Here is a 17,233-nt window from a genome sequence, read left to right on the forward strand (position 1 = left end):
TAGCCGAAACGGCGGCTACTTCCAGGCAAACACCGGCTGTTCCAGCTCATGCACCCGGGTGTCGCGGCCGGACAGCACCTCCCGGAACTGATAGATCAGCGCCGCGGTGGGTGCGTGAATGAGGCCCTCGCGGGCGTGAAACCGGATGACGCGCCGCGTGCTCTCGGGGATCGCGGTGAAATCGAACGCGTCATCCGCCGTGATCGCGTCGAGGCCGATCCGGTGCACCGACGCGACCTCGTCCGGATTCGGCCGCAGCGTGCGGCCATTGGCCGCCCATACGACGACGGGGGTAATCAGATAGCCCGACCGTGTCGGATAGTCGTCGAGCATGCCCAGCACCGCATCCGGCGCCAGGCTCAGCCCAAGCTCTTCCGCGAGCTCGCGGAGGGCGGCCTCGACCGTCGTCTCGCCGGCATCGCAGCGTCCGCCCGGCAGCGCCCATTGCCCGCCATGGCTGCGCAGCCCTGCAGCACGCAGCGTGAGCAGCAGCGCCGTGTTGCCGGTCTCGTGGTGGGGCGCCAGCGCGATCACCACCGCCGCGCGCTTCAGCGAGGCCGCCCCCGCAGTCGCCTCCAGCCGCACGAAACCGGCACAGCAGCCTGCGATTTTCCGCCTCGTGGCATCGTCGAACGGCATGGGCATGCAGCTTGACTACACCAGGCCAGCGACGGATGAAACGATCTGCGAGCCGGATTTCGGGCGCGACAGGAAAGGTCTTCAGCGATGACGAAATCAGCCGCGGCCAGGATGACGTCCGACGGCTGGGAGATCGTCGACACCTCGGGCTTCCTGCACCTGATCGGCCCGCTGTGGCAGCGCGTCGTCGACGGCGCCCATGAATACGCCATCGTCACCGAGGACAAGCATCACAACCGCCGCGGCCTGGTCCAGGGCGGCGTGATCATGACGCTGGCGGACCGCAGTTGCGGCATGATGGCCCGCCATGCCGCGGGCAAGGAGCACATGGCGACGATCCAGTTCGACACGCATTTCGTCGAGTCCGGCAAGATCGGCGAGACCCTGGTGTCGCGGCCGCATGTGGTGCGGATCACCCGCAGCCTGGTGTTCATCACCACCGAGGTGACGGCCGGGCATCGCGTGATCGCGATGGCGTCGGGCGTGTTCAAGATCCTGAAAAGCGAGTGAGAGCCCTACTCTCTCCGCCGTCATTGCGAGGAGCGCAGCGACGACGCGTCCGCCGAAGCCGATCGGGCGAAGGCGGAAGCAATCCAGAGTCCCGCCCCGGCTCTGGATTGCTTCGCGGAGCCTGTCATCGGGCCGCGCATCCGCGCGGACCCGGTGGCTCGCAATGACGCGCAGAGAGAGCTATCGTATCCACTCCGTCCGCGGGCGGTGATGGTTTGGAAATGAGGCAAGAATGCAATATCGCCAGCTCGGCCGTTCCGGCCTGAAAGTGTCGCCGATCTGCCTGGGCACGATGATGTTCGGAGGTCCCACCGACGAGCCGACATCGGCCCGCATCATCGCCAAGGCGCGTGACGCCGGCGTCAACTTCATCGACACTGCGGATGCCTACAACAAGGGCGCGTCGGAGGAGGTGGTCGGCCGCACCATCGCGCGCGAGCGCGACCGCTGGATCGTCGCCACCAAGCTCGCCAACCCGATGGGCGACGATCCGAACCGCGCCGGCCTGTCGCGGCGCTGGGTAATGCAGGCCGCGGACGAAAGCCTGCGGCGGCTCGGCACCGGGCATATCGACATCTACTATTTGCACAAGGAGGACCACGCGACGCCGCTGGAGGAGACCGTGCGCGCCGTTGGCGACCTCATGCGCGCCGGCAAGATCCGGTATTTCGGCGTCTCCAACTACCGCGCCTGACGGCTCGCCGAGATCTGCAATCTCTGCGACGGCATGGGCATTGACCGTCCTGTCGTCAGCCAGCCCTACTACAACGCGATGAACCGGATGCCCGAGGTCGAGCACTTGCCGGCCTGCGGCTATTACGGCCTCGGCGTCGTGCCTTACAGCCCGCTGGCGCGCGGCGTGCTCACCGGCAAGTACAGCCCCGATGCGCCGCCGGACAAGGAGACCCGCGCCGGCCGCAACGACACCAGGATGATGCAGACCGAGTGGCGGCCCGAATCGCTGAAGCTGGCGCAGGAGATCAAGCGCCACGCCGAGACGAAGGGCTTCACGCCGGGGCAGTTCGCCGTGTCCTGGGTGCTCAACTCCGCCTTCATCAGCTCGGTGATCGCGGGTCCGCGCACCGAGGCGCAATGGGACGACTACATCCGCGCGCTCGACTATCCCTTCGCCGCCGACGACGAGGCGCTGATCGACCGGCTGGTCGTGACCGGTCACGCTTCGACGCCCGGCTACAACGATCCGGCCTATCCGATCGAGGGCCGCAGGCCGCGGGTGGGCTGAGATGGAGGAGGATCGCTACGGCCTGCCCCTGTCGACCGCCTCCACTGATGCGGCCGCGGCCTATCGCGAGGGCGTCGACCTGCTGCTCGCCTTCTGGCCCAGCGCGGCAGATGCGTTCGAGCGGGCGATCATGCTCGATCCGGATTTCGCGCTGGCGCACGCCGCCCGCGCGCGCATTCATGCCATCTATATGCAGCGCGAGGCGGCGCTGCAGACCATCAAGCGCGCCCGCGACCTCGTCGCCAGGCGCGGCACGCCGCGCGAGCAGAGCCATGTCGCGACCCTGGTGCTCGCCATCGAGGGCCGCGGCACCGACGCGCTCGACGCGACCTTGGCCCATCTGGAAAGCTGGCCGCGTGACGCCATGATCATGGCGCTGCCGCTCGGCGCCTTCGGCCTGCTGGCCTTTTCCGGTCGCAGAGATCACGACGCCGCCCGACGCGAGCTGTGCGACCGGTTTGCCGCCGCCTATGGCGAGGACTGGTGGTTCCTATCGAACCACGGCTGGGCGCTCACCGAGGCCGGTGATATCGCGCAGGGACGCGCCGTCACCGAGCGCAGCTTCGCGTTGCGCCGGCACAACGCTTATGCCGTGCATGCGCTGCTTCATGCGATGTTCGAGGCTGGTGCGCTGGACGAGGCCGATGCGCTCGTCGAGGGGTGGATCGGCGACTACGATCGCACCGGGATGCTGCACGGTCATATCTGCTGGCACCAGGCGCTCGGCGCCCTGGACCGCGGCGATGCCGCCGGGGCACTCAAAGTCTACACCGACGTGCTGGTCCCGACGATGGACACCGCGCCGCCGCTCAACACGCTGTCGGACTGCGCCTCGCTGCTGTGGCGACTGCTGGCGGAGAACTACACCGTGCCGGGTGGCGCTTGGGCCGAGGTGGCGGCCTATGCCAGCCCCCGTTTCACGGGCTCGACGCTCGCCTTCATCGAGATGCACCTGGTGATGATCGCTGCGGCCACCGATGATACCGCGGCGCTCAAGGGCCGTCTCGCCGCGATCGAGCGGCGGCAGACCGAAGGCACGCTGCCGGCGGGCCGCATCGTGCCGCACATGCTGCGGGCGCTGCGCGCCTTCGCCGAAGAGAATTGGCGCGCCTGCGCGCGTGAGCTCACCCCTGTCATCGGCGACCTCGCCCGCATCGGCGGCAGCCACGCCCAGCGCGAGGTGATCGAGGACACCTACATCCTGTCCCTGATCCGCAGCGGCGCGCTGACCCAGGCCCGCGAGGTGCTCGACACCCGCCTGCACCGCCGGCCGTCGGCGCGCGACACGCGCTGGCGGGCCCTCACGACCCCTGCGCCTGCTTAGCCCTCGGTTTCCAGCCCGGTCGGCATCGGCACGTTTTCCGGCTGCAGCTTGAGACCGGCGGCGAGCGCCACCGTCTCCAGCAGCGCCGCAAAATCCTTCTCCAGATAAGCGGCCGGGTCCGATTGCAGCGAGGCGGCGCCGACATGGGCCTGCAGCGCCTCGCGCGTCGCCGCCGTCACCGGCATGGCGACGTCGAGCTGGCGCGCCGCCGACAGGCCGAGATCGAGATCCTTGCGCAAGAGCGGCGGCGTGAAGGTCGTGGTCCAATCGAGATTGACCAGCGCGTTGCTCTTGTACTTCGTGAAGGTCGAGCCCATCACGCTGGCATTCATGAAGTTGAGAAAGGCATGGCGCGGCACGCCGGCCTTCTGCGCCAGGATGGTGATCTCGGCGAGGTTCTGGATCACGACGCCGAGGAACACGTTGTGCGCGATCTTGCAGATGCGCGCGAGCTCGCCCTCGCCGACATAGGACACGCCGGAGACGGCGATCTTGGCGAGATACGGCTCGATCGTATCGAACGCGGCCTTGGGGCCGGAGACGACCGACGACAGCTTGCCGGCCTTGACGCATTTGCCATTGCCGGACACCGGCGCGCGAACGAACTCGCAACCGAGCTGATTCAGCTTGGCGGCGATCGCCTCCGACTGCTCGATACCGATCGAGGAGCAGTCCACCAGGATCTGGGGACGCGATCCAGAACTTGCGGCCACCAGGCCGTGGTCGCCGAAATACACCTGCTCGAGATCCTTGCCGGTCGACACCATCGTGAACACGATGTCGCACGCGGCGAGATCGCGGGGATGATCGACGATGACGCCGCCTTTCGCCGCCAGCGGCTCGGCCTTGGCGCGGGTGCGATTGTAGATCGACACCTTGTGGCCGGCCTTGAGCAGGCGCTCAGCCATCGGATAGCCCATGCGCCCCATGCCGATCCAGCCGAGCGAATGCGTCGCGGTCATCGTCCTCTCCTCGTTATTGATCACAGTCTTCGTCATTGCGAGGAGCGAAGCGACGAAGCAATCCAGAGTCACGACTCCCGCCCTGGATTGCTTCCGCCTTCGCTCTTCGAGCTACGGCGGACACGTCGCTTCGCTCGCAATGACGAAAATCACAAAGATCGCTCTATTGGGCGCATTGCCCATCAGCTCAGTAGCGGTTGGCGATCGGCAGCTCTTCCGCAGGAAACAGCGTGATCACCTGGCAGCCCTTGTCGGTGACCACGACCTCCTCCTCGATCCGCGCAGCCGAGAAGCCGTCGGTCGCCGGACAGTAGGTCTCGAGCGCGAACACCATGCCGGTCTTGATCTCCATCGGATTGTCCAGCGAGACCAGCCGGGAGATGATCGGACGCTCATGCAGCGCAAGTCCAAGTCCATGGCCGAACTGCAAGCCGAAGGCCGCCATCTCCGAGGGAAAGCCGAACTCCTCGGCCTTTGGCCAGACCTTGGCGACGGTGTCGGTCGAGACGCCCGGCTTGATCAGCGCGATCGCATTGTCGAGCCATTCGCGGCACTGCTTGTAGGCATCGTGCTGCGCCGGCGTGGCGCGGCCGACGTTGAAGGTGCGGTAGTAGCAGGTCCGGTAGCCCTGATAGGACTGCAGGATGTCGAAGAACGCCTGGTCGCCCGGACGCAGGATGCGGTCGGTGAAATTGTGCGGATGCGGATTGCAGCGCTCGCCGGAGATGGCATTGATCGCCTCGACGTCGTCGGAGCCCATCTCGTAGAGCATCTTGTTGGCGAGCGCGACGATGTCGTTCTCGCGCACGCCCGGCTTCAGGTGCTCGTAGATCGAATGATAGACACCGTCGACCATGGCCGCGGCCTGATTCAACAGCATGATCTCGTCGATGTTCTTGATCTCGCGCGCGTCCAGCATGACCTGCTGGCCGTCGACCACCTTCATGCCGGCCTTCTGCAACTCGAAGAACATCGCGGTCTCGGCGAGGTCGACGCCGACCGGCATGTCGGCAACGCCGGCTGCGCGCAAAAGGCTCATCACTTCCTCGGCATGCGCCTTCATCAGCCCGACCGCCGGCGGCACGGTGCCGCGCATGCCGAGCATGCCGGCCCGGCAGTTCTCCGGCGCCAGCCAGTCGCAGAACAGACGATGATGGACGGCTGCCGAACCGAAATCCCACACGATCGGCTCGCCGTCGCCGGCCAGCAGCGCGAAACGGCACAGCTTGTCGCGCTCCCATTCGCCGATCTTGGTGCCGGACACGTAGCGAATGTTGTTGACGTCGAACAGCAGCAGCGCACCATAGCCCGACGCCTTCAGCGCCGCGCGCGCCCGCGCCAGCCGGTAGCGCCGCAACCTGTCGAAATCGACGCGGCGCTCGAAATCCACCGAGACATGGCCATGCGATGGAATCGCCCGCCCCCAGCGCCAATGCGGATCGAGATGCTCCGGGCTGACCAGATGCGGCTTCAACGCGCTGGCTGTCATGTGGGCGTTTCCCATTGTGCTATTGCAATCGATTGCAGAGCCGGGTTTATTGCATGCACGCAAAATGTGTCAAGGTACCGCGCGATCAAAACGTCGTTGCGCTGCGGCATCAGGGAGCGGAGATGAAAAGGACGTCGCCATCGACAAGGAGCCCGCGCGCAGCGGCGTCCTCACGTCCGACGATCAAGGATGTCGCGGCGCGCTGCGACGTGCATCCCTCCACGGTGTCGCGCGCGCTCAGCCCGGCCATGAAGCATCTGGTGGCGGGCGATGTCGTGGAGCGGATCCAGGCCGCCGCCAACGCGCTCGGCTATCGGCTGAACATGGCCGCCAAGGGCCTGCGCACCGGGCGCAGCGGCCTGATCGGTGTGCTCGCGCCCGATATCGCCGATCCCGGCTTCCCGCCCGTGCTGTCCGGCATCGCCGATCATCTCAACGCCGAGGGATATGCGACGATCGTCGTCGACGTCGGCAGCAAGGGCTCGGAGCAGGATCTGGTCGACCGGCTGATTGCCCGCGGCGTCGACGGTCTGGTGCTGGCGACGGTGAGCCTGCGCGACGATGTCGTGAAGCACTGCCTGGACGCGGCGCTCCCTGTTGTGCTGGTCAATCGCGTCGATGCCGCCGGACTGCTGCCGTCGGCCGCCAGCGACGATGCCGCCGGCATGCGTCTCGCCGTCCAGCATCTCGTCGCGCTCGGCCATCGCCGCATCGGTCACGTCGCGGGCCCGCAGCACATTTCGACCGGCGCACGCCGGCGCGCCGGCTTCGAGGCCAGCATCAGGGCCGCTGGACTGTCCGCCAGCCATGCGCCGGTCGAAGCCGTCGAGGCCTATACGCGGGCTGCGGGTCGCGAGGCTGCGCTGCGCCTGCTCGCGCGGCGGACGCGCCCAACCGCCATCGTCGCCGCCAATGACCTGCTGGCACTCGGCGTCTATGACGCGCTCGCCGCGCGCGGCCTCGCCTGCCCCGGCGATGTCTCCGTGGTCGGCCACAACGACATGCCGTTCGTCGACATGGTCGCGCCACCGCTGACCACGGTGCGCATCGCCCAGCGCGACATGGGCGAAGCCGCGGCGCGGCTGCTGCTCGACCGCCTTGCCGGGCGCGAGGCAGCGACCGACCACATCGTACTGGCGCCGGAGCTCATCATCCGCGGCTCGACGATCGCATACGAGCACTGACAGACCCGCGGCCCATCGCTACACTCGGCGGCCAAGCAACAACGGGAGGATAAGCCGATGACGGAGATGGTCGGCCTGGAGGCGCTCGTCGCATCAATCGCACCGGGGCAATCGATCGCGATCCCGGTCGACCGTGCCGGCGTCTCGATGGCGGCAACAGCGGCCATGATCGAGGCCGGCCTCACCGGGCTGCATCTCGTCTGCGTACCGATATCAGGCCTGCAGGCCGATCTGCTGATCGGCGCCGGCGTGGCGACGGTGGTGGAAACCAGCGCCGTCTCGCTCGGCGAGGCCGGCGGCGCACCGCGCTTTGTCGCGGCCGTGCGCGACGGCAGCATCACCTTGCGCGATGCCACCTGCCCTGCGATCCATGCCGGCCTGCTGGCCGGGCAGAAGGGCGTGCCGTTCATGCCGATCGCCGGCATCATCGGCAGCGACCTGTTGCGGGTCCGCCCCGACTGGAAGGTGATCGACAGTCCAATCGGCGAGCCCGGCAAGGTCGTCGTGGTGCCGGCGATCACGCCCGACGTGGCACTGTTCCACGCGCCCGAGGCGGACCGCTTCGGCAACGTCCGCATCGGCCGCTACCGTGAGCTGGCGACCATGGCCTATGCGGCGAAGCGCACGCTGGTCACCGTCGAGCGCATCGTCGATCGCGATCTGATGGCGACCGAAGACTCGGCCGCCGGCGTACTGCCGGCGCTCTATGTCGATGCCATCGCGGTCGCCGAGAACGGCGCCTGGCCGCTGCCGCTGTGGGACGAATACGAGACCGATGGCGCGGAGCTTTCGCGCTACGCCGCGATGGCGCGTACGGACGAAGGCTTTCGCACCTATCTTTCCGCCTTCCTGAGCCGCAGCAAGGAGGTGGCATGACCATGCACGACGAGCGCGCGCGCAAGGAACTGCTGATCACCGTCATCGCCGACCTGCTCGACGGCGTCCGCCACGTCGCCGTCGGCGCCTCGTCGCCGATCCCGGCGGCCGGCGCGATGCTGCTGCGCGCACGCAACGCGCAAAGGGGCAAGCCGCCGGTCCGCATCTCGATCCTCGGCTCCAGCCGGCACAATTTCTTCACCAATGGCGGCGTCGAGCTGTTCGACTGCGCCGCGCAGGGCCGCGTCGACGCGTTCTTTCTCGGCGGCGGCCAGATCGACGGTGCCGGGAATATCAACCTGGTCGGCACCGGCGACTATCCGCGGATGGACGTGCGCTGGCCGGGCTCGTTCGGCTCGGCCTATCTCTATCATCTGATCCCGCGGGTGATCCTGTTTCGCGAGGAGCATTCGCCGCGCGTGCTGGTGCCGAAGGTGGACTTCGTCAGCGCCGCCGCGACCACGCCGGAGGTGAAGCGGCGCGGCGGCCCGCATGCGCTGCTGACCAACCTGGCGCTGTTCGATTTCGACCGCGAGCGCGGCGGCTTCCGGCTGCGCTCGGTGCATCCCGGCTACACGGCCGAGGACGTCCGCGACCGAACCGGGTTCGACTACGCTTCCCCGGAAATGGTACCGCCGACGGCCGGCCCTGATCGCGCCACGGTCGAGCTGATCCGCGGCCGGATCCGCGACGAGCTCGCGGAATGCTACCCGGAATTCGCGCGCGCGATGGCCGCGTAGCTCACTGCAGCGTACCGCGGGTGATCACCTGCCCCGCATGCGCCTTCTGATGCGCGCCCTGCCACCAGGTCAGCGCGCCATTGACGATGACGGCCTCGATGCCGGCGGCCGGCACGCAGGGGGCATCATAGGTCGCGCCGTCGCGCACGCTGGCGGCATCGAACACCGTGATGTCGGCATGGTTGCCGACCGCGAGCGTGCCCCGTCCCTTGATGCCGAAATTCCGCGCCGTCAGCCCGCTCATCTTCCACACCGCGGTTTCCAGCGGGAACAGCTCGAGCTCGCGGCAGTAGTAGCCGAGCACACGCGGGAATGTGCCCCAGAGCCGCGGATGCGGACGCTCGCCGAACGGCAGGCCGTCGGAGCCGATCATGGTCGGCTCGAAGGCGAGGATGGTCTGCACGTCGGCCTCGTCCATCGCGAAGTAGATCGCCGACGCCGGCTGCAGCCGCTTCGCGGCTTCGAGCCGGTCGACGCCCCAATCGGCGGCGATGTCGGCGAGATCGCGCCCCGCCACTTCCGGATGGGGTCCGGAGGCCGCGACGACGACCTTGACCTGCAGCTTGGCCGGGTCGGTGTGCAGCATGGTCGAGGAGGCGTTGTAGGGATAGCAGTCGAGCGCGACGCACTGGCAGCTCATCGCCTTGGTGATCAGCGGCAGCGTCTCCCTGGTGCGGCCGAAATTGGCAGGGCCCACCACCTTGTGATGCGAGATCACGACCTGGACGTCGAGCGCCTTGCCGATGGCGAAGCTTTCCTCCAGCGATTGGATGACCTCGTTCGCCTCGTTGCGCATATGCGTCGCGTACACGCCGCCGCTGCCGGTGAGCGGACGGCAGACCTCGATGATCTCCTCGGTCGGCGCCGCCTCCGCCGGCGGATAGAACGTCCCTGTCGAGACGCCGATGGCGCCGGCATCGAGCGCCTCCTGCACGTGGGCGCGCATCTCGGCGATCTCGTCTGCCGTCGCGGCCCGGCCGAGATCGCTCACGACCGAGGCGCGCAGCGCGGTGTGGCCGACCATCGGCGCGACGTTGACCGCAGCCGGCGCCGCGCGCAACGCGGCGACGTAGTCGGCGAACGCGGCATACTCGACCACCTGTCCCTCGCTTGGCGATAGCAAGCCGAGCGGCATCGGCCGCGGCGAGCCTGGCTTCAGCGGCGCGATGCTGACGCCGCAATTGCCGGTCACGACGGAGGTCACGCCCTGCGAGACCTTGCAGGTCATGTCGGGATCGACCAGCACGGCGCTGTCGTCATGGGTGTGGGAGTCGATGAAGCCCGGCGCAACGATGAGGCCGGTGGCGTCGATCACGCGCGTGGCCTTCCGGCCGTCAAACCCGCCGATGGCGACGATGCGGCCATCCTTGATGCCGATATCAGCCTCGAAGCGTGGCGCACGCGTGCCGTCGATGACGGTGCCGCCGCGGATGATCAGGTCGAAGGACACGGACGAAGGCTGGCTGTCGGTCATGAAATCTCACGCGGAATGGTAGGAAGCCGGGAGACTATCCGCGAGCCGCGCCGATGCGTCCAGAGCGATGCGCATGTGATCTGAGCCGGGCTGGACTGCATTGGAGGCGCGACGCGCGTCCGCCGTCCGCATCTCGCCCTGGCCACCCGGGACACACGATAGTGATAGGGACTCTGGTCAGGATTGATACGCCTCAACGGCGCGCGACCTCTCTTGCGCCATCCATCCTCCGGGCAGAAACCTGCGGAGGTAAGTCATGAAAGCCCTGGTCTATCATGGTCCCGGCAAGAAATCCCTGGACGAGCGCCCGAAGCCGACCGTCATCGAGCCGGGCGACGCGGTGGTCAAAATCCTGAAGACGACGATCTGCGGGACCGACCTTCATATTCTCAAGGGTGACGTGCCGACATGTACGCCGGGCCGCATTCTCGGTCACGAGGGTGTCGGTGTGGTCGATGCGGTCGGCAGCGCCGTGCGCGCGTTCAAGCCGGGCGACCACGTCATCGTTTCCTGCATTTCGGCCTGTGGAACGTGCGACTATTGCCGGCGCGGCATGTATTCGCACTGCCGCCACGGCGGCTGGATCCTCGGCAACAAGATCGACGGCACCCAGGCGGAGTATGTGCGGACGCCTCACGCCGACACCAGCCTCTACCACGTGCCCGCGGGCACCGAGGAGGACGCGCTGGTGATGTTGAGCGACATCCTCCCGACCGGTTTCGAATGCGGCGTGCTCAACGGCAAGGTCGAGCCGGGTTCGACGGTGGCGATCGTCGGCACCGGTCCGATTGGATTGGCGGCGCTGCTGACGGCACAATTCTATTCGCCGGCCGAGATCATCATGATCGACCTCGACGACAACCGGCTCGAGGTCGCCACCCGCTTCGGCGCCACCAGCGTCATCAACAACACCGACGGCAAGGCGGTCGACAAGGTCATGGCCCTGACGAACGGCCGCGGCGTCGACACGGCGATCGAGGCGGTCGGCGTGCCCGCGACGTTCGTCACCTGCGAAGACATCATCGCCCCCGGCGGTGTGATTGCCAATGTCGGCGTGCACGGGGTCAAGGCCGATCTGCATCTGGAGAAGCTGTGGGACCGCAACATCGCGATCACGACACGGCTGGTCGATACGGTGACGACGCCGATGCTGCTGAAGACCGTGCAGTCGCGCAAGCTCGAGCCGAAGCGGCTGATCACCCACCGCTTCAGGCTTGATCAGATCCTCGATGCCTACGAGACGTTCGGCGCCGCGGCCAAGACCCATGCGTTGAAGGTTCTCATCGAGACATAGGCGTCCTGACCCGCACGCCGCGGCGCTCAGCCTGCCGGACGCCGCTGCGCGACGATCTGCCGGTAGAGTTCGGCATAACGACCGGCGCGGTGGCGCCAGGAGACGTCGGTCAGCATCGCGTTGAGCTGCATGCGGGTCCAATTCGAGGCGTTGCTGCGCGCGGCGTAGAAGGCCGCAGCGGCGCGGCGCAGGGTCTGGTCGAGCGCCTCCGCTGTCACGGACGCGCACTTGAACCCGGTCGCGGCGACGCCGGCCTCCGTCTCGTCAATGACGGTGTCGGCGAGACCGCCCACCGCAGTGACGATCGGCAGCGCGCCATAACGCAACGCGCAGAGCTGTGTCAGCCCGCACGGCTCGAACCGCGACGGCACGACCAGCGCGTCGCAGCCGGCCTGGATGAGATGCGCCAAGCCCTCGTCGTAGCCGATGACGACGCCGATCTTTCCGGGATCGTTCGCGGCCGCGGCGCGGAACGCGTCGCGCAGCTCGGCCTCGCCGTCGCCGAGCAGGGCCAGCTGGATGCCGCTACTGGTCAAGGTCGGCAGGCAGGACAGCAGCAGGTCGAGCCCCTTCTGCGAGGTCAACCGGCTGACGACGCCGAGCAGGAACGTCTCCGGCGCCACCTGCAGGCCCATGCGCGTCTGCAGCGCAGCCTTGTTGGGCGCCCGCGCCTCGATCCGGTCGATGCCGAAATGAGAGGCGATCGCCGGATCGCTGCCGGGATCCCACACCGCCGTGTCGATCCCGTTGAGGATGCCAACGAGGTCGGACGATCGCTGCCGCAGCAGGCCGCCGAGGCCCATGCCGTGCTCGTCGCTCTGGATCTCCCGCGCATAGGTCGGCGACACCGTCGTGATCTTGTCGGCGAACTGCAACCCCGCCTTGAGGAAGCTGATGTCGCCGTAATATTCGAGGCCGTAGATCGAGAACGATTCCGGCGGCAGTCCGAGCGGCGGCAGGAAATGACGGGGGAAGCGGCCCTGGAACGCCAGATTGTGCACCGTCATGACCGTGCCCGGATGCGGCCGGTGGCTGTAGAGCAGATAGGCCGGCACCAGCCCGGCCTGCCAGTCGTGACCGTGGACGATGTCGGGGACGAAGGCCGGCACCGCGCCGAGCCCGATATAGGACGCCGCGCGGGCCAGCGCGGCAAAGCGGAACGCATTGTCTGGCCAATCCTTGCCGTCGGGCCCCAGATAGGGGTTGCCCTCGCGGTCGTAGAGATGCGGCGCATCGAGCACGAACAGATCGAGCGCACCATGGCTGCCGCCGAGCAGCCGGGCGTTGCCGCCGAAGAAGTTCGGCAATGAGCTGATCTCGCTGGCCTGCTCCAGCGCCTTCATCACGGCGGGATAGCCGGGAATCAGCGTGCGGACCTCGACGTCCTCGGCCAGCAGCGCCCAGGGCAGCGCGCCGACGACGTCGGCGAGACCGCCTGTCTTGACGATGGGATAGACCTCGGAGGCAACCGACAGAACGCGCAGCGGCGTCATGAATTGAGCCCATCGATCATCGGCTGGGTAATCAAGGTCACGCCGTTCTCCGTGGTCCTGAACCGCTTGGCGTCGAACTCCGGATCCTCGCCGACAACCAGCCCTTCCGGAATCTGCACGCCGCGGTCGACCACGACGTTGGTCAGGCGGGCGTGGCGGGCGACGTTGACGTAGGGCAGCAGCACCGCGTTCTGCACTCTGGCGTAGGAATGCAGGTGCGCCCCGGTGAACAGCAGCGAGCGCTGCACCTGTGCGCCGGAGACGATGCAGCCGCCGGAGACCAGCGAGCAGGTCGCCTCGCCACGGCGGCCATCCGTGTCGTGAACGAATTTAGCCGGCGGCGTGATCTCCGAATAGGTCCAGATCGGCCAGGAGCGGTCGTAGAGATCGAGCTCCGGCACGACGTCCGTCAGGTCGAGATTGGCGGCCCAATAGGCGTCGACGGTTCCGACGTCACGCCAGTAGCTGCGCGGATCGTGATCGGCACGAACGCAGGAGCGCGAGAACTGATGGGCGACGGCGCGGCCGTTCCTGACGATGTGGGGAATGACGTCACGTCCGAAATCATGGTTCGAGTTCGGGTCGGCAGCATCGCGCTTCAGCTCCTCGAACAGGAACTTGGCGTCGAACACATAGATGCCCATGCTGGCGAGCGACTTGTCGGGCTTGCCCGGCATCGGCGGCGGATCGGCCGGCTTCTCGATGAAGTCGCGGATCGTGTCGTCATCGTTGATGTGCATGATGCCGAAGCCTGAGGATTCCTCACGCGGCATCTCCAGGCAGCCCACGGTGACGTCGGCGCGCTGGTCGACATGCTGCTGCAGCATCAGCTCGTAGTCCATCTTGTAGATGTGGTCGCCGGCCAGCACGACGATGTATTTCGTGTTGTAGGTCTCGAGGATGTCGATGTTCTGGTACACGGCGTCGGCCGTGCCGACGTACCACATGGTCTCGGAGACGCGCTGGCTCGCCGGAAGGATGTCGAAGCTCTCGTTGCGCTCGGGACGGAAGAAGTTCCAGCCCATCTGCAGATGCCGGATCAGACTGTGCGCCTTGTACTGTGTCGCCACGGCGATGCGCCGGATGCCGGAATTGACGGCGTTCGACAGCGCGAAATCGATGATGCGCGACTTGCCGCCGAAATAGACCGCCGGCTTGGCACGCCGGTCGGTGAGTTCGAGCAGGCGGCTGCCGCGGCCGCCCGCCAGCACGAAGGCCAGCGCGTGACGGGACAGCGGCTCGGTCCTGGCGGCGACTGCCATAGTTCTCCTCCCTGCAACTCGTTGTCGCGTCATGATTTCGGCGGCCCCGACAAGGACGCTTCGCGATCGCGCTCCGCTGTCCGGACCTCACATATGACGGGGGAACAGCCAACCAGTTCCGAATGACGAGTGCAATGGGGTGCTTCAGCCCAGGCGATCCCAGGTTGCAGCCATGTCGTCCCAGCGCGGCGGGTCGGCGCCCTCGCGGGTGCAGGTGACGGCCGCACACGCCCCGGCAAAGGCGAGCGCCTTGCGCATTTCAGTCTGGCTCAACGCCTTCAGGGCCTCCCGGCCGATGCGGCCGAGCTTGCGCAACGCGAACAGGAGCCCCGCCTGGAACGTATCGCCGGCGCCGATCGTATCGACCACCTCGACCTGGGGGACCGAGACCTCGACCGCGCCGGCCTGCGCATGCCAGCCGAGCGCCCCGTTGGGGCCGCGGGTGACGACGACCAGGCTGGTGCCGCGCGAAAGCAGCGCGTCGGCCCGTGCGGCGTAATCGTCGTGGCCATGCAGATAGTCGAAATCCACATCCGACATCTTGATCAGGTCGGCGCTCGCGGCAAATCCATCCATGCCGGCGCAATAGGCGGCCTTGTCGGTCACGAGATTCGGCCGGCAGTTCGGGTCGAACGAGATCGTCACCCCGCCTTGCGTCGCGGCGATCAGCGCACGGGTCTCTCGGGCGCCCTGCTCGTGGATCAGCGTGGTCGAGCCGACATGGATGGCGTTGATCTCTGCAAAGGGGATCGCGCCGGGCCGGAAGGTCCATTTCCGGGCCGCGGTCTCGGCGTCGTAGAAGGCGTATTGCGCCTCGTTGCCGACATGGCGCACGAAGGCCAACGTGGTCTGGTCGGCGCTGCGCGTGGCATAGCCGAGATCGACGTCCGAGCCTTCCGCATGCGCCGCGATCATGCTGCCGAACAGGTCGGTCGAGATGCCACCGACGAAGCCCGTGGGCGCACCGAGCCGGGCCACACCGACGGCGACGTTCAGGCACGAGCCGCCGACCACGGGCCGCAAGGCATCGCGCCCGTCGGGCAATCTGGCCGGGACGAAATCGATCAGCGCATCACCGCAGCTCAGGATCATGGTCATGCCTCCCCGTGGCCCCCATGCATCACGGAACGGCTCTCGCGATCAAGCGTCCGTAGCATGCCGTGGATGCGCCGCTTGCGGCGATGGAAGGCCGCGATGTTCGGATCGGTCGGGTCGCTGAGACGCCCCAGCGTGGACATCGAGGCCATCGTGTCGACGATCGAGCGGAAGGCGCCGCTGGCGACCGCGCCCAGCATGGCCGCCCCGAGCAGCACCGGCTCCTGGGTCCCCGGCAGCGCCACCGTCAACCCGGTCGTATCGGCCATGATCTGGCGCACCAGTGGGCTGCGCGAGGCGCCGCCGGCCATCACCAGCGTGCGGCTGGTGACGCCATTGGCGGCGAAGGCATCGATCACGTCGGCCAGGCCATAGGCGAGCCCGCACAACCCCGCCACGAACAGCCGCTCCAGCGCCGCGATATCGGCATCTAGATCGAGGCCAGCAATGACGGCGCGCGAATCCGGATCGGCATAGGGCGAGCGGTTGCCGAGAAATTCCGGAAGAATGTGGAGATCACGGGCCAGCAGCGCCGCACTGCCGGCATTGGGCACCCGCGCCATGATCCGTTTTTCGAGCAGGCTGATCAGGTCGAGCCCTTCCGCGCGCGCCGCAGCGGTCGCCTCGACAGAGGCCGGGTGCGAGCGCAGCAGATGGTCGATCGCCGCGCCCGCGGCGGACTGGCCACCCTCGTTGAGCCAGGACCCAGGCACCATGCCTTGATAATAAGGTCCCCATACGCCGGGCACGAAGGACGGCGCCTGCGTCGTCGCCATGATGCAGGCCGAGGTCCCCATGATGTAGGCGAGGCGGTCGCAGACATTCACCTCACCGCCGTCAGCCGCTCGGCCACCGATGGCGCCGATGCCGCCGGCATGGGCATCAATCAGCGCGGCGCCGACCGGCGTGCCCGGGGCCAGCCCGAGCTCTTCGGCTGCGACGCGGGACAGCCCGTGGCCGAGCGGCGTGCCCGGTGCGACGATCTCGGTGCCGATCCGCGCGTAATCGTCTGCGACGAAATCGTCCAGCCCGATGCGCCGGAAATAGGCTGCGCTCCAGCGCGTCTCGTGGGCGAGATAATTCCATTTGCAGGTGACCGTGCACATCGAGCGCGCCAGCGAGCCTGACGCGCGCCAGGTCAGGAAGTCGGCCAGATCGAAGAAGTGGCCGGCGGCGTCGAAGCTCTTGCGGAGATGCCGCTTCAGCCACAAGAGCTTGGGCATCTCCATTTCCGGCGAGATCGAGCCGCCGACATAGCGCAGCACGTCGTCCCCGGTCGCATTGATGTCGCGTGCCTCCGTCAGCGCGCGATGATCCATCCAGACGATGACGTTGCGGCGGGCGTCGCCGGAGCTGCTGACCGTGACCGGCGCGCCCGTGGGATCGAGCGCCACCAGCGAGCAGGTCGCATCGAAGCCGATGCCCCTGATCAGATCCGGCGCGATCCCCGCTTCCGCCAGCGCGGCTTTGACCGACGCGCAGCACGCGCGCCAGATGTCGTCGGACGATTGCTCGACGACATCGCCGGCCTCATGCCAGGTCTGGATCGGATGCCGCGCCGCGGCAAGCAGCCGACCGTGACTGTCGAAAATTCCGGCGCGCGTGCTGGTCGTGCCGACATCGACACCGACAAAGGCCTGCATGTTCC

Annotated in this window: 14 protein-coding genes and 1 pseudogene; 7 read left to right on the forward strand and 8 right to left on the reverse strand. The window is 67.4% G+C overall.

What is annotated here, in order from left to right; genetic code table 11:
- Nucleotides 1-15: 15 nt before the first annotated feature.
- On the reverse strand, nucleotides 16-645 hold the full coding sequence (locus QX128_RS08370) for a CoA pyrophosphatase (RefSeq protein WP_316181086.1): 630 nt from the start codon (nucleotides 643-645) through the stop codon (nucleotides 16-18).
- A gap of 81 nt (nucleotides 646-726) precedes the next feature.
- On the opposite strand from QX128_RS08370, the gene QX128_RS08375 reads away from it, so the two are divergent.
- The 3 genes and pseudogenes from QX128_RS08375 (at nucleotide 727) to QX128_RS08385 (ending at nucleotide 3,716) form a co-directional block, all read left to right on the forward strand.
- A complete protein-coding gene (locus QX128_RS08375) occupies nucleotides 727-1,149 on the forward strand; it encodes a PaaI family thioesterase (RefSeq protein ID WP_315804635.1) in 423 nt (140 codons plus the stop codon).
- A gap of 232 nt (nucleotides 1,150-1,381) precedes the next feature.
- Nucleotides 1,382-2,392, forward strand: a pseudogene (locus QX128_RS08380) (aldo/keto reductase).
- A gap of 1 nt (nucleotide 2,393) precedes the next feature.
- On the forward strand, nucleotides 2,394-3,716 hold the full coding sequence (locus tag QX128_RS08385) for a tetratricopeptide repeat protein (RefSeq protein ID WP_316237191.1): 1,323 nt from the start codon (nucleotides 2,394-2,396) through the stop codon (nucleotides 3,714-3,716).
- Here QX128_RS08385 and QX128_RS08390 read toward each other — a convergent pair.
- Both QX128_RS08390 and QX128_RS08395 read right to left on the reverse strand, forming a co-directional pair.
- Nucleotides 3,713-4,678, reverse strand: coding sequence for an NAD(P)-dependent oxidoreductase (locus QX128_RS08390; RefSeq protein WP_316181080.1), 966 nt, complete (start codon nucleotides 4,676-4,678; stop codon nucleotides 3,713-3,715). The genes QX128_RS08385 and QX128_RS08390 overlap by 4 nt on opposite strands.
- Before the next feature lie 187 nt (nucleotides 4,679-4,865).
- Nucleotides 4,866-6,167 (reverse strand): Xaa-Pro peptidase family protein, encoded by a 1,302-nt coding sequence (locus tag QX128_RS08395; protein WP_315758877.1) that lies wholly within the window; start codon nucleotides 6,165-6,167, stop codon nucleotides 4,866-4,868.
- Between the two features lie 122 nt (nucleotides 6,168-6,289).
- Between QX128_RS08395 and QX128_RS08400 the strand changes: the two genes are divergently transcribed.
- Genes QX128_RS08400 through QX128_RS08410 form a run of 3 tightly spaced genes read left to right on the forward strand, consistent with a single transcriptional unit; the run spans nucleotide 6,290 to nucleotide 8,967 of the window.
- Nucleotides 6,290-7,351, forward strand: a complete 1,062-nt coding sequence (locus tag QX128_RS08400; protein ID WP_316237192.1) for a LacI family DNA-binding transcriptional regulator — start codon at nucleotides 6,290-6,292, stop codon at nucleotides 7,349-7,351.
- Nucleotides 7,352-7,408: 57 nt separating this feature from the next.
- On the forward strand, nucleotides 7,409-8,227 hold the full coding sequence (locus QX128_RS08405; RefSeq protein WP_316237193.1) for a CoA transferase: 819 nt from the start codon (nucleotides 7,409-7,411) through the stop codon (nucleotides 8,225-8,227).
- Nucleotides 8,224-8,967, forward strand: a complete 744-nt coding sequence (locus tag QX128_RS08410) for a CoA transferase (RefSeq protein WP_316181074.1) — start codon at nucleotides 8,224-8,226, stop codon at nucleotides 8,965-8,967. The genes QX128_RS08405 and QX128_RS08410 overlap by 4 nt, the downstream gene beginning before the upstream one ends.
- A gap of 1 nt (nucleotide 8,968) precedes the next feature.
- Here QX128_RS08410 and QX128_RS08415 read toward each other — a convergent pair whose 3' ends face one another.
- A complete protein-coding gene (locus QX128_RS08415; protein WP_316181072.1) occupies nucleotides 8,969-10,441 on the reverse strand; it encodes a D-aminoacylase in 1,473 nt (490 codons plus the stop codon).
- Nucleotides 10,442-10,697: 256 nt separating this feature from the next.
- Between QX128_RS08415 and QX128_RS08420 the strand changes: the two genes are divergently transcribed.
- Nucleotides 10,698-11,735, forward strand: a complete 1,038-nt coding sequence (locus QX128_RS08420; RefSeq protein ID WP_316181071.1) for a zinc-dependent alcohol dehydrogenase family protein — start codon at nucleotides 10,698-10,700, stop codon at nucleotides 11,733-11,735.
- 26 nt (nucleotides 11,736-11,761) lie between these two features.
- On the opposite strand, the gene glgA is transcribed toward QX128_RS08420, so the two are convergent.
- The 4 genes from glgA to QX128_RS08440 form a co-directional block, all read right to left on the reverse strand.
- Nucleotides 11,762-13,228, reverse strand: coding sequence for a glycogen synthase GlgA (gene glgA / locus QX128_RS08425; protein WP_315804645.1), 1,467 nt, complete (start codon nucleotides 13,226-13,228; stop codon nucleotides 11,762-11,764).
- A complete protein-coding gene (gene glgC, locus QX128_RS08430; RefSeq protein WP_315804646.1) occupies nucleotides 13,225-14,490 on the reverse strand; it encodes a glucose-1-phosphate adenylyltransferase in 1,266 nt (421 codons plus the stop codon). The genes glgA and glgC overlap by 4 nt, the downstream gene beginning before the upstream one ends.
- Before the next feature lie 144 nt (nucleotides 14,491-14,634).
- Nucleotides 14,635-15,582 (reverse strand): carbohydrate kinase, encoded by a 948-nt coding sequence (locus QX128_RS08435; protein ID WP_316237194.1) that lies wholly within the window; start codon nucleotides 15,580-15,582, stop codon nucleotides 14,635-14,637.
- A gap of 2 nt (nucleotides 15,583-15,584) precedes the next feature.
- Nucleotides 15,585-17,228: an FGGY-family carbohydrate kinase gene (locus QX128_RS08440; RefSeq protein WP_316237195.1), complete on the reverse strand. Its 1,644-nt coding sequence runs from the start codon at nucleotides 17,226-17,228 to the stop codon at nucleotides 15,585-15,587.
- Nucleotides 17,229-17,233 lie beyond the last annotated feature (5 nt).

Source organism: Bradyrhizobium sp. SZCCHNR1015 (genome assembly GCF_032489875.1).
Lineage (GTDB): Bacteria > Pseudomonadota > Alphaproteobacteria > Rhizobiales > Xanthobacteraceae > Bradyrhizobium.

Coding starts and splice junctions, on each gene's coding strand:
- glgA (WP_315804645.1), bottom strand. CDS start 13,228: ATGACGCCGCTGCGCGTTCTGTCGGTTGCCTCCGAGGTCTATCCCATC.
- QX128_RS08375 (WP_315804635.1), top strand. CDS start 727: ATGACGAAATCAGCCGCGGCCAGGATGACGTCCGACGGCTGGGAGATC.
- QX128_RS08395 (WP_315758877.1), bottom strand. CDS start 6,167: ATGACAGCCAGCGCGTTGAAGCCGCATCTGGTCAGCCCGGAGCATCTC.
- QX128_RS08435 (WP_316237194.1), bottom strand. CDS start 15,582: ATGATCCTGAGCTGCGGTGATGCGCTGATCGATTTCGTCCCGGCCAGA.
- QX128_RS08370 (WP_316181086.1), bottom strand. CDS start 645: ATGCCCATGCCGTTCGACGATGCCACGAGGCGGAAAATCGCAGGCTGC.
- QX128_RS08390 (WP_316181080.1), bottom strand. CDS start 4,678: ATGACCGCGACGCATTCGCTCGGCTGGATCGGCATGGGGCGCATGGGC.
- QX128_RS08415 (WP_316181072.1), bottom strand. CDS start 10,441: ATGACCGACAGCCAGCCTTCGTCCGTGTCCTTCGACCTGATCATCCGC.
- QX128_RS08385 (WP_316237191.1), top strand. CDS start 2,394: ATGGAGGAGGATCGCTACGGCCTGCCCCTGTCGACCGCCTCCACTGAT.
- QX128_RS08400 (WP_316237192.1), top strand. CDS start 6,290: ATGAAAAGGACGTCGCCATCGACAAGGAGCCCGCGCGCAGCGGCGTCC.
- QX128_RS08420 (WP_316181071.1), top strand. CDS start 10,698: ATGAAAGCCCTGGTCTATCATGGTCCCGGCAAGAAATCCCTGGACGAG.
- QX128_RS08410 (WP_316181074.1), top strand. CDS start 8,224: ATGACCATGCACGACGAGCGCGCGCGCAAGGAACTGCTGATCACCGTC.
- QX128_RS08405 (WP_316237193.1), top strand. CDS start 7,409: ATGACGGAGATGGTCGGCCTGGAGGCGCTCGTCGCATCAATCGCACCG.
- glgC (WP_315804646.1), bottom strand. CDS start 14,490: ATGGCAGTCGCCGCCAGGACCGAGCCGCTGTCCCGTCACGCGCTGGCC.
- QX128_RS08440 (WP_316237195.1), bottom strand. CDS start 17,228: ATGCAGGCCTTTGTCGGTGTCGATGTCGGCACGACCAGCACGCGCGCC.